Annotated in this window: 11 protein-coding genes, 1 tRNA gene and 1 pseudogene; 1 reads left to right on the forward strand and 12 read right to left on the reverse strand. The window is 69.8% G+C overall.

Translation table 11 applies throughout. The features are described from left to right. Nucleotides 1-12 precede the first annotated feature (12 nt). Nucleotides 13-981, forward strand: a complete 969-nt coding sequence (locus tag ACWPQI_RS12710; RefSeq protein WP_010596532.1) for a vWA domain-containing protein — start codon at nt 13-15, stop codon at nt 979-981. Nucleotides 982-1,560: 579 nt separating this feature from the next. Here the strand turns inward: ACWPQI_RS12710 and ACWPQI_RS12715 are convergent. The 12 genes and pseudogenes from ACWPQI_RS12715 to xerD all read right to left on the reverse strand — a co-directional run bounded on the left by ACWPQI_RS12715 (nt 1,561) and on the right by xerD (nt 12,955). Beyond that, nucleotides 1,561-1,998 carry an SRPBCC family protein gene (locus ACWPQI_RS12715; RefSeq protein WP_059174660.1) on the reverse strand — a complete coding sequence of 146 codons (438 nt, stop codon included), beginning with the start codon at nt 1,996-1,998 and terminating at the stop codon, nt 1,561-1,563. Then, entirely contained in the window at nt 1,988-4,648 is a 2,661-nt protein-coding gene (gene adhE / locus ACWPQI_RS12720; RefSeq protein WP_010596534.1) for a bifunctional acetaldehyde-CoA/alcohol dehydrogenase, read from the reverse strand. Before adhE ends, ACWPQI_RS12715 begins: the two co-directional genes overlap by 11 nt. Before the next feature lie 684 nt (nt 4,649-5,332). Next, nucleotides 5,333-5,446: pseudogene (locus ACWPQI_RS12725) on the reverse strand (HepT-like ribonuclease domain-containing protein); the annotation flags it as partial. After that, entirely contained in the window at nt 5,436-5,741 is a 306-nt protein-coding gene (locus tag ACWPQI_RS12730; protein WP_225222424.1) for a nucleotidyltransferase family protein, read from the reverse strand. The pseudogene ACWPQI_RS12725 and the gene ACWPQI_RS12730, both read right to left, overlap by 11 nt. A 369-nt stretch (nt 5,742-6,110) precedes the next feature. After that, a tRNA-Pro gene (locus tag ACWPQI_RS12735) sits at nt 6,111-6,184 on the reverse strand. An 83-nt stretch (nt 6,185-6,267) separates the two neighbouring features. Continuing rightward, nucleotides 6,268-7,689 (reverse strand): ribosome biogenesis GTPase Der, encoded by a 1,422-nt coding sequence (der, locus tag ACWPQI_RS12740; RefSeq protein WP_017682154.1) that lies wholly within the window; start codon nt 7,687-7,689, stop codon nt 6,268-6,270. Further along, nucleotides 7,686-8,348 (reverse strand): (d)CMP kinase, encoded by a 663-nt coding sequence (cmk, locus tag ACWPQI_RS12745; RefSeq protein ID WP_040269849.1) that lies wholly within the window; start codon nt 8,346-8,348, stop codon nt 7,686-7,688. Before cmk ends, der begins: the two co-directional genes overlap by 4 nt. 17 nt (nt 8,349-8,365) lie before the next feature. Further along, nucleotides 8,366-9,397 carry a pseudouridine synthase gene (locus ACWPQI_RS12750; RefSeq protein WP_017682153.1) on the reverse strand — a complete coding sequence of 344 codons (1,032 nt, stop codon included), beginning with the start codon at nt 9,395-9,397 and terminating at the stop codon, nt 8,366-8,368. 12 nt (nt 9,398-9,409) lie between these two features. Beyond that, nucleotides 9,410-10,096: an SMC-Scp complex subunit ScpB gene (gene scpB / locus ACWPQI_RS12755; RefSeq protein ID WP_010596540.1), complete on the reverse strand. Its 687-nt coding sequence runs from the start codon at nt 10,094-10,096 to the stop codon at nt 9,410-9,412. After that, nucleotides 10,093-10,932 (reverse strand): segregation and condensation protein A, encoded by an 840-nt coding sequence (locus tag ACWPQI_RS12760; RefSeq protein ID WP_010596541.1) that lies wholly within the window; start codon nt 10,930-10,932, stop codon nt 10,093-10,095. Before ACWPQI_RS12760 ends, scpB begins: the two co-directional genes overlap by 4 nt. Before the next feature lie 3 nt (nt 10,933-10,935). Further along, nucleotides 10,936-11,937, reverse strand: a complete 1,002-nt coding sequence (locus tag ACWPQI_RS12765) for a ParA family protein (RefSeq protein WP_010596542.1) — start codon at nt 11,935-11,937, stop codon at nt 10,936-10,938. Nucleotides 11,938-12,037: 100 nt separating this feature from the next. Further along, a complete protein-coding gene (gene xerD / locus ACWPQI_RS12770) occupies nt 12,038-12,955 on the reverse strand; it encodes a site-specific tyrosine recombinase XerD (RefSeq protein ID WP_010596543.1) in 918 nt (305 codons plus the stop codon). Nucleotides 12,956-12,959: the final 4 nt, after the last annotated feature.

Genomic DNA, 12,959 nt, shown 5'->3' on the forward strand with positions numbered 1-12,959 from the left:
GCCGAGGGCCCCGTGCACCATCGTGCTCAGCGCCACTCCACCGGCCGGGGAAAGCCGTTCCGGCGCAGACCGAAGCAGCTGTCGGTCGACCCGGCCCTGTACGAGCACCGCGGTGGCGACCAGGGTCTGGTGATGGTGGGTGGCCCGCATCGAGCCGGACGTACCCCCGGATCGGGAGTCGGCGCGGGACCCGGGCAGACCGACGAGCCGGCCGAGGTATTGCCGCTGGCCGATCTCGATGCCTCCGGTCCGGTCGCGGACGCCGAGGTCCGACGCCGGGCACGCGAGATTGCTGCGCGGCTGTCCGTGCCGCGCCCACGACATCGTCGTGCGCCGCGGAGGGGCCTCGGCAGGCTCCGGACGCTGCCGTATCAGGACGGTGCCGAGGAACTCGACCTGGACCGCACCGTCGAGATACTTGCCGAGGACCCGTTCGCACGGTCCACGGATCTGGTGATGCGGGATCGGATCCGCGATCGCCGGAAAGTGGTGCTGGTCGTCGACATCTCCGGTTCCATGCGCGGCGAGCGCATCCGCACCGCCGCGGCCGCGGTCGGTGCCGTGGCCGGCGAACTCGGACACGACGATCTGGCCGTGGTGGCCTTCTGGTCCGAAGCCGCCGTTCTCAGTGCCCTAGGGGAGCCGGTCTCCCCTGCCGCGCTCGTGGACCTGCTGCTCCGGATCCCGAGCAAGGGTCTGACCAACGTCGGCTTCGCGCTCGACGTGGCGGGGGGTCAGCTGCGGGACGTACCCGCGGACGAGGGACGGGTACTGCTTCTGTCGGATTGCGTGCACAATGCCGGGCCCGATCCGAGGACCGCGGCCGGCCGGCTCCCCCGGCTCGACGTGCTCGCCGACATCTCCGGTGAACACGATCTGCTCACCGCCCGCGACCTCGCTCGGTCCGGGAGGGGATTCGCCCTGCCCATCCGTGGACACCGGGATGTCGCTGCAGCGATCTCGCGTGCATTCGGCGCCTGACAGGCCGGTCCGTGCGTGTCTTGCCCGTGATTGGAGTGCTACGTAGCTGGGGAATTCGGTAATTTATACGATTCCGTCCGCGTCGGATTCTGTACATGTCGCCGACCCTGGTTTGTTCCTGAAAACACTAGAGTTCCGTGAGATCCGAAATGGGACGGTGGGTCCTTGCTGCTCCCGACGGTCCGCGTTCTGCAGGAACGGACGGGAGAATGTGCCTCCACGAGACGACTCGCCATGCACCGCCCGGCTTTGCGCGGCGTGACCTACCCGGCCCTCCCCCGCATCGGCATCCGCCCATGCCGGACGTCTCGTCGGCAGCTACAACTCCCGGCAGATGTCCCAGGACGTGCCACGGTCCGGCTACCGCCGGGACGACCGGATAGGGCCCGGGATCCGTTCTCGGCAGACGCGGCGTGCAGGGGCGCGGCGTGCAGGGCTTCTAGGCCGCGAGCGTCCCCGGGGGGGGGCCGTCGGTGACCGACCGCGGGCTCGTGGAAGGCGCCGGGAGCGGATCCGGGTGGCACCCTACGCGGCCGGCGGGACGCGTCTGCGGGCGCTGCTGCCCTCCCCTTTCCCCGTTCAGCTCTCCAAGCGCTTCTTCAGTCCGGTGAGGGTACTGTCGACCAGGCCCTTGATCACTCGGTTCCGTAGGAAGCCGGGCAGCGGCAGGTTGTGATGGATCGTCAGTTCGTACGTCACCGAGGTTCGGTCGGGACCGACCGCGACGAGGTGGTAACGGCCCTCCTGTCCGGTCTGCAGGCGTCCCTGGAGCATCGTCCAGCTCATGCCGTCGTCGCGGTGCCGGTAGGTGAGGGTGTAGCTGTCGGTGCCGACGGTGGCCGACGCCTTGAACCGGGCGGTGTGCGGAAGTCCGGTCCCTTCCTCGGCCTCGAGCACCTCGGCCTCGAGGATCTCGGGAATCCACTCGGTCTGGCTCTCGATGTCACGGATGGTCGTGAGCACGGTCTCCAGGGGTGCGTCGACCTGAATCGTCTTGGTGGCGCTGTCAGTGGGCATGCTCGCCGTCCCCGTAGTAGCCGAGGCGCAGGAGTTCGGTGATCTCGCTGATGAGCGGCATCCGGGGGTTCGTACGATTGCTCAGATCCTGGAACGCGTTCATCGCCAGCTCCGGCAGCGCCGTGACGAACTCCTCCTCGGGGACGCCGATCTCCTTCAGTGTGCGCGGCACCTGCATGCGACGGAGCAGGTCCTCGACGCCCTGGAACAGCCGGCGGCGGCTCTCCTCGGGATCGTGCCCACCGAACACGATCCGTCCGAGCTGGGCGTACTTCTCCGGCGCGACGTACGCGGAATAGCCGGGGGCCGGCATGAACTTGGTCGGCAGGCCGGCGTTGTAGCGAAGGGTGTGGGGTAGGAACACGCCGTTCACCCGGCCGTGGGCGATCCCGAACCTGGCGCCGACGGAGTGTGCAAGCGCGTGGTTCGTGCCGACGAACGCGTTCGAGAATGCGAGACCGGCAAGGGTGGCGGCATTGGACATGTCGGTGCGCGCGGCCAGATCGTCCGGATCGTCGTACACCCGCGGCAGCGCCTCGAAGATCAAGCGCGCGGCCTGGACACAGAACGCGTCGGTGTAGGGCGAGGCGAAGATGGAGGCCACCGCCTCCAGCGCGTGGGTGAGGGCGTCGATTCCGGTGTCGACCGTCAATGTGCGTGGCATCGAGAGGGTGAGCATCGGGTCCACGATCGCCATGTCCGGAACCAGGGAGTAGTCGACCAGGGTCTCCTTGCGGCCGGCGACGGTGAGGACGGCCGCCGGTGAGACCTCCGAACCGGTGCCGGCGGTGGTGGGGATTGCCACCAGCCGCAGCTTGTGCGGATCCTGGGGGTAGTCCGCCATGCGCTTGCGCGGGTCGAGGAACGGCAGGCTCAGCTCGGCGAGGTCCTTCTCCGGGTGTTCGTAGAACAGCCGGATGGCCTTGGCCGCGTCGATCACCGACCCACCGCCGATGGCGACGAGCAGGTCCGGCGGATTTCCTTCCAGCAGGGTGACTCCGCGGCGGATGGTGGCCTCGTCCGGTTCCGGCTCGACCTCGCTGAACACCTTGACGTGTTCGGCGCGCAGGTGGGCGCGCAGTTCGTCGACCACTCCCCGCTGTTCACTGAGCGCGTCGGTGACGACCACGACGCTGGTGCAGGGCACTTCCCGGAGGTTCTCGAGGGCCCCTGCGTTGAAGAAGGTGTTCGACGGTACGCGGAACCACTGCGGCGGGGTGCGGCGGTGCGCGACGGTCTTGATATTGAGCAGTTGCTGGTAGTTGACGTTCTCGGTGGTGCTCGACCCGCCCCACGTGCCGCAGCCCAGCGAGAACGTGGGCGTGAGGTTGTTGTAGATCCCGCCGAGGGCCCCTACCGCGGTCGGGGCGTTGACGAGGATCCTGCCGGTCCGCACGGCCAGGCCGTAGGCGTCGATCACGGCCGGGTCGGTGGCGTAGATGGCGGAAGTGTGGCCGAGACCGCCGTGTTCGGTGACGAGGACGGCGGCGTCGATGCCGTGCTGGACGTCGCGGGCGCGCACGAGGCCGAGGACCGGCATCAGCTTCTCCTGCACCAGGGGGTGCGCCGCGAGCCGGTCCAGGTCGGACGGCAGCGGCGCGAGCAGCACCTTGACCGCGGGATCCACCGTGAAACCCGCCCGGGCGGCGAGTTCGGGAGCCTGCTGGCCGAGCGCGGCGAGGTTGACCTTGTCGCCGCAGCCGAACGCGAACTCGGCGATCGCCTCCGCTTGTTCGTCCGTGAGCAGGTGCGCCCCCATCCGCTCGAACTCCGCGACGGTGGCGTCGTAGATCTCGTCGTCGATAATGCAGGTCTGTTCGGCGGGGCAGATCACGGAGGCGTCGAAGGTCTTCGAGATGAGGATGTCGACGACGGCGCCCCTGATGTCGGCCGTGCGGTGCAGGTAGATGGGAGCGTTGCCTGGACCCACACCGAGGGCGGGCTTGCCGGCGGCGTTGGCGAGAGCGACGATCTTCTGCCCGCCGGTGACCCAGATGAAGTCGACCTTCGGATGCTTGAACAGGTAATGGGTGACTTCGTGAGCGGCGTCGGGGATGACCTGGAGCGCGCCGGGAGGCATGCCGGCGGCTTCAGCCGCCGCGCGCAGGATCTCCACCGTGCGTTCGCACGACCGCACGGCGAACGGCGACGGTCGGAAGATGACGGCATTGCGGGTCTTCGCGGCGACGATCGCCTTGTACAGCACGGTGGAGGTGGGGTTGGTGACCGGGGTGATGGCCAGGACGACGCCGATGGGTTCGGCGATACGGACGATGCTGTGTTCGACGTTCTCCTCGATGACTCCGACGGACTTCTTGTCCTTGAGGTAGTCGTAGAGAAACTCGGTGGCCACGTAGTTCTTGACTACCTTGTCCTCGAAGACACCGAACCCGGTCTCCTCGATCGCCACCGATGCGAGTTCCGCGGCCGCCCGGATGCCGGCCCGCACCATGGCTTCGACGATCGCATCGACCTGCTGCTGGTCGAGTATGCGGAACTGGGCCGCTGCCGCGGTTGCCGTGTCGACGACCGCGTCGACCTGCTCGTGCCGGACCGGGCCGGCATCGACGGCGGGGGTGGTCTGCGCTGTGGCTGCGTCGCCGGAGCTGTTGACGGCCTGGGATCCGGTTCCGATCCGGGTTTCGGTCATGTTGTCTCCTCGTACTGGAGATGCCCGTCGTGCCTCGGTGTGGCCGCGGCTTCTGTTCGCGACAGTACTCGCGGCGCAGGGGGTTGACTGCGGTCTTTGGACCCTGACCGTGGGCCATTCGCGGACCTGTCCCGCCGCCGGGGAACGAATGTTGCCCGGGTGGAACGGCGCGGTGTGCCGGAAGGGATGTGCAGACGCGAACGAGGCGGCCCCGGGAAATCCGGGACCGCCTCGTTCGTCGGGCGGGCTGACAGGATTTGAACCTGCGACCACTTGACCCCCAGCCGGGGCTCGAGGACCTGAGCGTGAACCGACTGTCTGTAGTCGTCTGCCCTTGTCTGTCGCTGTCGGTCGTTCAGGCGTGAAATCGAGTGGTCGAACGTGGCGTTGGTCCCCGCCGGGTCCCCGGTGGCACAGCGCCTCGGCCGCTGGCTCCGCCTCCCCGTCGCTATGCGGTTTCGTCTTCGCCGAGGAGCCGTCCAAGTAGCGCGGCCAGGTCCCTGACGCGCGTCGTTGCGACCTCCCAGACGAGCTCGTTGTCAATGACGGCGTACCCGTGGATGAGCAGTTCCGGAAGGCGACGATCCGCGGCAGGTCCGGGATCAGGGTGGCGGTGTCCGGGTCGAGACGGCTGAGCCTGTTGAGCGCCTCGCCGATGATCTCGAACTGTCGCTCAACTGCTGAGCGGAGCATCGCGTCGCTCTCGTACTCGTGCCATGTCCGGTCCGCGACGAACTGGGCGATCAGCCGAGCGGCCTTACGGGCGTCCCATAGCAGCCCCGGCGCCTCAGGCCGCATAGACCTCGTGCCCGTTCTCCTCGACCGACGCAGCGAAGTAGGGATTCTCCAGGGCAACGGGAGAGACAAGATCGACCGGGTGGTCGAGCAGGGCTTCCAGAGACTCCTTGAGACCGAAGTAGGCGTCGAAGCGGTTCGCGACGTCGTCGCGGAACTCGACGAGGAAGTCGACATCACTGGTCGACTCGTTGAAACGTTCGGTGACGGCCGAGCCGAAGATGACCAGCCGCTTCACGCCGTACCGCTCGCAGGTCTCGGCGATCGCCGCGCGATCAAGCACGAGAGGCCCAGCCATGACGCTCTCCTTCCCCTCCCGGAGTCGACTTGCACCAGTCTGGCACGTCATGCATCGGCACCCGACAATTCTGCCCGCGGGACGGGGGGCTGACGCTCTCGAGGGGCACGCCAAATCGTTCCGGAGCGACCTCGACGGCCGCCGAAGCTGCGTGAGACAGAACGGCTGGCCGTCGAGGTTGATCCGTGTCCAGGGGTCCAGGGGGCGGGAGCCACTTGGTACCACTCCCCTCGCGTTGGGACGGCCCGAGGACGGCGCGGCAGCGCCGCCTTCTGGTCCCCAGCGTCCCAACCTTGCAGTCGTTCGACGGAGCCGCGGTGGGGACGAAAAAGGGGCCTGACCTGTATGAACAGGTCAGGCCCCAGAAAGTCGGGCTGACAGGATTTGAACCTGCGACCACTTGACCCCCAGTCAAGTGCGCTACCAAGCTGCGCCACAGCCCGTCCGCGCTCTCGTCGAGCGCTCGTTGAGATTACAACAGGGACGGACCGATTCACCAATCGCCTGGTCACGGCACTTGCGGACGCTACTTGCTCCGGCGGTCCCGCTTCTCGCGCACGCGCACCGAGATCCGCACCGGGCTGCCCTCGAAGCCGAACTCCTCGCGCAGCCGCCGTTCGAGGAAGCGGCGGTAGCCGGCTTCGAGGAAGCCGGTGGTGAACAGCACGAAGGTCGGCGGTCGGGTGCCGGCCTGGGTGGCGAACAGTACCCGGGGCAGGCGGCCGCCGCGCATGGGCGGCGGAGTAGCGGCGATGACCTCCTTGAGCCAGGTGTTGAGACGGCCGGTGGAGATGCGCTTGTCCCAGGACTCGAGGGCGGTCTCCATGGCCGGCACGAGCTTCTGCACGGCGCGGCCGGTCTTCGCGGAGATGTTCACGCGCGCCGCCCACGGCACGCGCAGCAGGTCGCGTTCGATTTCCCGGCTCAGCTCGTAACGTCGGTCCTCGTCCACGAGGTCCCACTTGTTGAATGCGATGACGAGGGCGCGGCCGGCGTCGGCGACCATCGAGATCACCCGCTGATCCTGCTCGGTGATGGGTTCGGAGGCGTCGATCAGCAACACCGCGACCTCGGCGGCCTCGATGGCGCCGCGGGTGCGCAACGAGGCGTAGAACTCGGCGCCGGAGGCGGTGTTGACGCGTTTGCGCAGACCGGCGGTGTCCACGAACCGCCAGGTCTTGCCGCCGAGTTCGACGAGGGAGTCCACCGGGTCGACCGTCGTGCCTGCGACGTTGTGGACCACGGATCGTTCGTCGCCGGCCAGCTTGTTGAGCAGGCTGGACTTGCCGACGTTCGGTTTGCCGACCAGTGCGACGCGACGTGGCCCCTGTCCCCCGGTGCCTTCACGCGGGGTGCGCGGCAGCACCGCGAGTAGTTCGTCGAGCAGGTCGCCGGTGCCGCGACCGTGGGTGGCCGAGACCGAGTACGGCTGCCCCAGGCCCAGCGACCACAGTGCCGCCGCCTCCGACTCGACGCGGTCGTCGTCGACCTTGTTCGCGACGAGCAGCACCGGCGTCTTGGACCGGCGCAGCACCTTGGCCACGGCCTCGTCGACGGCGGTGGCCCCGACGGTGGCGTCGACGACGATCAGGATCGCGTCGGCCGTGCGCATCGCGATCTCTGCCTGTCGCGCGACGGATTGTTGCAGGCCCTTGGCGTCGGGTTCCCATCCCCCGGTGTCCTGCACCATGAATCGGCGGCCGTTCCAGGTGGCCTCGTACGAGACGCGGTCGCGGGTCACGCCCGGCACGTCCTCGACGACCGCTTCGCGGCGGCCGATGATGCGGTTGACCAGGGTGGACTTGCCGACGTTGGGGCGTCCGACCACGGCGACCGTCGGCACGGGCACGAACTCTTCGAGTTCGGCGGCCCCGGCGAGCTCGAGGTCCCAGTCCGATTCCTCCGACCAGGTACCGTCGCCGGTGAATTCCGTCACGTCCTCGCTCACAGGGTCGCTCCCGTCTGTTCGGCGACCACGGCGGCGAGCGCGGCGATCACTTCGTCGATGTCCATCTCGCTCGTGTCGACGACGATCGCGTCGTCCGCCGCGCGCAGCGGGGACACCGCGCGGGTGGAGTCGAGGTGGTCGCGGCGCTGCACCGCGGCGAGCACCGCCTCGTAGTTGTCGCCGCGGCCTTCGGCGATGTTCTGCTGGTTGCGCCGCTGTGCCCGCGCCTCGGCGGAGGCGGTGAGGTAGATCTTCACATCCGCGTCGGGAAAGACGACGGTGCCGATGTCGCGGCCCTCGACGACGATGTGCCCCGCGTCGCGGCCGATGCGCTGCTGCGCTGCGACGAGGGTCCGGCGGACGGCGGGGACGGCGGACACGGCCGAGACGGCGCCGGTGACCTCGGCACCGCGGATGATCTCGCGGACGTCCTCCCCGGCGAGCCGGATGTCCTCGGCCTCCGGGTCGGTGCCGATCGACCAGGGCAGGGGCTCGGTGGCGGCGGCGATGGCGACCGGATCGGTCAGGTCCGCACCCGCACGCAGCACGTGCAGGGTCGCGACGCGGTACATGGCGCCGGTGTCCAGGTATGCCGCGCCGAGGAGCTGGGCGAGTCGCTTGGAGACGGTGGACTTGCCGGTGCCCGAGGGACCGTCCATGGCGACGACGAGCGAGCTCACAGGCCCACCGCCTGGTAGAGGCCGCCGACTTCCTTGCGGCCGAGCACCCGCAGGGTGCCGGGTCGCTGGTCGCCGAGCGCGACGGGGCCGATGTCGGTGCGCACGAGGCGGATCACGGGGTGGCCGACGGCGTCGAGCAACCGGCGCACGATGTGCTTGCGGCCTTCGTGCAGTTCGAGGCGGACCAGGGATTGGCCCTCGTTGACCTGGAGGAGCGCGAAGGAGTCGACCTTGGCGGGGCCGTCGTCGAGTTCGACGCCGGCGCGCAGCTGCTTGCCGATGCCGCGCGGAAGGACGCCCTTGACAGTGGCGAGGTAGGTCTTGGTCACCTCGTAGGAGGGGTGCATGAGCCGGTGGGCGAGTTCACCGTCGTTGGTGAGCAGCAGCAGTCCTTCGGTGTCGGCGTCGAGCCGGCCGACGTGGAAGAGGCGCTGGCCGGCGGCGACGCGTTCGGAGACGATGTCGCCGACGCAGGGGCGGCCGAGGTCGTCGGACATGGTGGACTGCCAGCCGCGGGGCTTGTTGAGCACGAGGTGGACGAGGTCCTTGTCGACGACGACGCGGATGCCGTCGACGCGGATCACGGCGTTCTCGGGGTCCACGCGCAGGCCCTGCTCGGTGACGATGGCGCCGTCGACCTCGACGCGGCCGGCGGCGATGAGTTCTTCGGCGGCCCGGCGGGACGCGACTCCGGCCTGGGCGAGGACCTTCTGCAGGCGCACGCCTTCGCCGGCGGGCAGTTGCGGGCGTTCGGCAGCGTGCTGGTGCCGGGCGGGTCTGGCGTTGCTGATCTTGGGCAGGGCCGCGGGGCGCTGGGCCTGGGGCTTGGGGGCGGCGGGACGGCCGCGCTTGTTGAGCGGGGTGTCGCCCTTGCGGTGTGCCTTCTTCGGTGTGGCCGCGCCGGCGGCGGGCTTCGATGTGGCCGCGCGGGCGGCGGGTTCGCCCCGGCGTTCGCGGGGTGGGTTCCCTGCGCGGGAGTTGGTCTTTCTGCGGTCCGGTGTGCCATCACGGCGAGCGGGCTTGTGCACTTTTTTCCTGTCTCAATCGGGATCGAACGGCGCGGGCGAGGGGACCTCGGTGCGCGGGTTCCTTCCCATTCTCGCAAATCGTGGGTCGGCCTCGAGACTTTCGCTGATGTCGTCGATCACATCGACGTCCGGGAGCAGTGGCGCGAGCGGCGGCAGATCGTGCAGGGAGGCCAGTCCGAGGCGTTCGAGGAACAGTTCGGTGGTGACGTAGCGGGTGCCGCCGGTCTCGGGGTCGGTGCCGTCCTCGGCGATCAGGTCGCGGGCGAGGAGGGTGCGCATGACGCCGTCGACGTTGACGCCGCGCACCGCGCTGACGCGGGCGCGGGTGACGGGCTGGCGGTAGGCGACGACGGCGAGGGTCTCGAGGGCGGCGCGGGTGAGTTTGGTGCGGGCGCCGCCCTGCAGGAGTCGTTCGACGTAGGGGGCGTAGTCGCGGCGGGTGTAGAAGCGCCAGCCGTCGCCGGCGTAGCGCAGGTCGATGCCGGAGCCGCGCGCGTCGAGGTCGGCGGCCATGCGGTGCAGGGTGGTCTCGACGCGGGTGGCGGTGACGCCGATCGCGTCGGCGAGCTGGGCGTTGGGTGCGGGGGTGTCGACGACGAGCAGCAGTGCTTCGAGGGCGGCGGCGAGTTCGTCGTCGCTCATCTCGAGCAGTTCCGCGTCGAGTCCGTGCGCATCGGGGTCCGGTGTGGCGCTGCTCACCCGTAGTCCTCCTCGAATGTGGTGACGGTGTCGTCGTTCTCACCGGTCCAGGCCACGTGCAGCGGTCCGAGCGGTTCGGGTTGGTCGAAGGTGACGGCTCGTTCGCGGTAGAGCTCGAGCAGTGCGAGGAACCGGGCGACGACCTGGAGGCCGTTGTCGCATTCGGCGACGAGGTGACCGAAGGTGGCCCAGGTGCCGGCGCCGAGGGCGCGCAGCAGGGTGAGCAGGCGGGCGGCCTGTTCCGGGACGGAGACGCGGGGGGTGTGGAGGTGGTCGAGGCCGACGCGCGGGGGCGGTTTGGGCCGGAAGGCGGCGGCGGCGATCTCGGCGAACCGGGTCGCGTCGACGCCGAGGACGACCTCGGGCAGCAGGTTTTCGTACTGCGGTTCGAGTGCGACCGTGCGGGGGTAGCGGCGCAGGGCGGCGGCTTCGAACTCGGCGAACCGGTCGGCGATCTGTTTGAAGGCGCGGTACTGCAGCAGGCGGGCGAAGAGCAGGTCGCGGGCCTCGAGCAGGGCGAGGTCCTCGGGGTCGTCGACGTCGCCCGAGGGCAGGAGGCGAGCGGCCTTGAGGTCGAGCAGGGTGGCGGCGACGACGAGGAATTCGGTGGTCTGGTCGAGCCCCATCCGGGGGCCGAGGGCGCGGGTGTAGGCGATGAATTCGTCGGTGACCTCGTGCAGGGCGACTTCGGTGACGTCGAGGCGGTGCTGGGAGATCAGGGTGAGCAGCAGGTCGAAGGGGCCTTCGAAGTTGCGCAGTCGTACTTGGAATCCCGCGGGGGTCGCGGCGGGCTGGGCCGGATCCGGTGGGGTCGGGCCTGGGTTGTCCACGGTCACGGGTTATCGGCCGGAGCGGTGGATCACTTCGCGGGCCAGGGCCCGGTAGGACTCGGCGCCGGCGGATTTCGGCGCCCAGGTGGTGATGGGTTCGCCGGCGACGCTGGTTTCGGGGAACCGGACGGTGCGGGCGATGACGCTGTCGTAGACGAGGTCGCCGAAGACCTCGACGACGCGGGACATCACCTCGCGGGCGTGCAGGGTGCGGGAGTCGAACATGGTCACGAGGATCCCGGCGAGGCTGAGCTTGGGGTTGAGCCGGTCGCGCACCTTGTCGACGGTGTCGTTGAGCAGGGCCAGTCCGCGCAGGCTGAAGTACTCGCATTCCATCGGGATGATGACCGCGTCGGCGCAGGCGAGGGCGTTGACGGTGAGCAGGCCGAGGGACGGCTGGCAGTCGACGAGGATGTAGTCGTAGCGGTCGAGGACGGGGTACAGGGCTCGGCCGAGGGCTTGTTCGCGGCCGACCTCGGAGACGAGCTGGATTTCGGCGGCGGACAGGTCGATGTTGCTCGGTAGCAGGTCCAGTCCTTCGACCCGGGTGTGCAGTAGGACGTCGTCGACGGAGATTCCGCGTTCGACGAGCAGGTTGTGCACGGTCAGGTCGAGGTCGTGGTGGGCGACGCCGAGTCCGGCGGACAGGGCGCCCTGGGGGTCGAGGTCGACGAGCAGGACGCGACGGCCGTATTCGGCGAGGGAGGCGCCGAGGTTGATAGTGGAGGTGGTCTTGCCGACCCCGCCCTTCTGGTTGCACATCGCGATGATCTTCGCGGGTCCGTGACCGGGCAGCGGCTGCGGTTCCGGGACGTACCGGCGGGGTCGTCCGGTGGGGCCGAGTTCGGCTTCGGGTTCCGCGGTGTGGGTGGGGTCCGGGTCGGTGTGGGCCGCGTCGACGTCGGGGCGGCCGTGGAGCAGGGCGTGCTGCGAGGCCGGCGCTGTGTTCGCGGCGGGCGCTGTGTCCGCCGCGGGCGCTGTGTCCGCTGCGGGCGGTTGTGGTGTCGCCACTGTCCCCTGCTCCCCCTGTCCTGCTCGCTCGGCTGTCGGGTCAACGCTACCGCTTCGGATGGTGCGATGGCGCCGTGGACACGCCCTGCCGCCGTGGTGGCTACCGGGCGCGGGGGTGGGCCCCGGCCCATACTTCGCGCAGCGCACCGGCTGTGACCTGCGTGTAGATCTGGGTGGTGGTCACCGAGGCGTGGCCGAGGAGTTCCTGCACCACGCGCACGTCGGCGCCGCCGTCGAGGAGGTGGGTGGCGAAGGAGTGGCGCAGGGTGTGCGGGGAGACGGCGGCGGTGATTCCGGCCCGGCCGGCGGCGGTCTGCAGTACCTGCCAGGCGCTCTGCCGGGACAGTCGGCCCCCTCGGGCGTTGAGGAACAGGGCCGGGGTGTGTCCGGTGGCCAGGGCGGGGCGGCCGCGGACCAGATAGGCGTCGACGGCGGCCAGTGCGGGGCGGCCGACCGGTACGACGCGTTGCTTGCCGCCCTTGCCGCGCAGCAGCACCGACCGGTGGGTGGTGTCGAGGTCGTCGACGTCGAGGCCGACGGCCTCGGAGATGCGCGCGCCGGTGGAGTACAGCAGTTCGAGCAGCGCCCGGTCGCGCAGGTCCCGGGGTCCGTCGGCACCGGTGCCTGCGGCGTCGAGGATGGCCGATACGTCGGCGACCGGCAGGGCCTTCGGCAGGCGCCGGCCCGCGGCGGGGGGTTTGACGGCGCGGGCGACGTCGACGGGGGTGCGGCCTTCGGTGGTGGCGAAGCGGTGCAGGCCGCGCACGGCGACGAGGGCTCGGGCGGCGGAGCTCGCGGCGAGGGCGGGCCTGCCGCGTTCGGGGTCGCCGCGGCGCAGCGCGGTGACGAAGTCGCCGACGTGTTCCTCGCGCACCTCGGCGAGGTCGGCGATGCCGAGGTCGGTGAGGTGTTCGAGGTATCGGGTGAGGTCGCGGCGGTAGGAGGCGAGGGTGTTGGGGGCGGCCCCGCGTTCGACGGTGAGGTGGTCGAGGTAGGCGTCGAGCTGTCGGGCCAGCACGGCG

Source organism: Rhodococcus sp. LMD (assembly GCF_056108245.1).

Bases quoted from the DNA above. Each gene is read 5' to 3' on its own strand.
- ACWPQI_RS12715 (WP_059174660.1), bottom strand. From the start codon at position 1,998: ATGCCCACTGACAGCGCCACCAAGACGATTCAGGTCGACGCACCCCTG.
- ACWPQI_RS12730 (WP_225222424.1), bottom strand. From the start codon at position 5,741: ATGGCTGGGCCTCTCGTGCTTGATCGCGCGGCGATCGCCGAGACCTGC.
- adhE (WP_010596534.1), bottom strand. From the start codon at position 4,648: ATGACCGAAACCCGGATCGGAACCGGATCCCAGGCCGTCAACAGCTCC.
- cmk (WP_040269849.1), bottom strand. From the start codon at position 8,348: ATGGACGGTCCCTCGGGCACCGGCAAGTCCACCGTCTCCAAGCGACTC.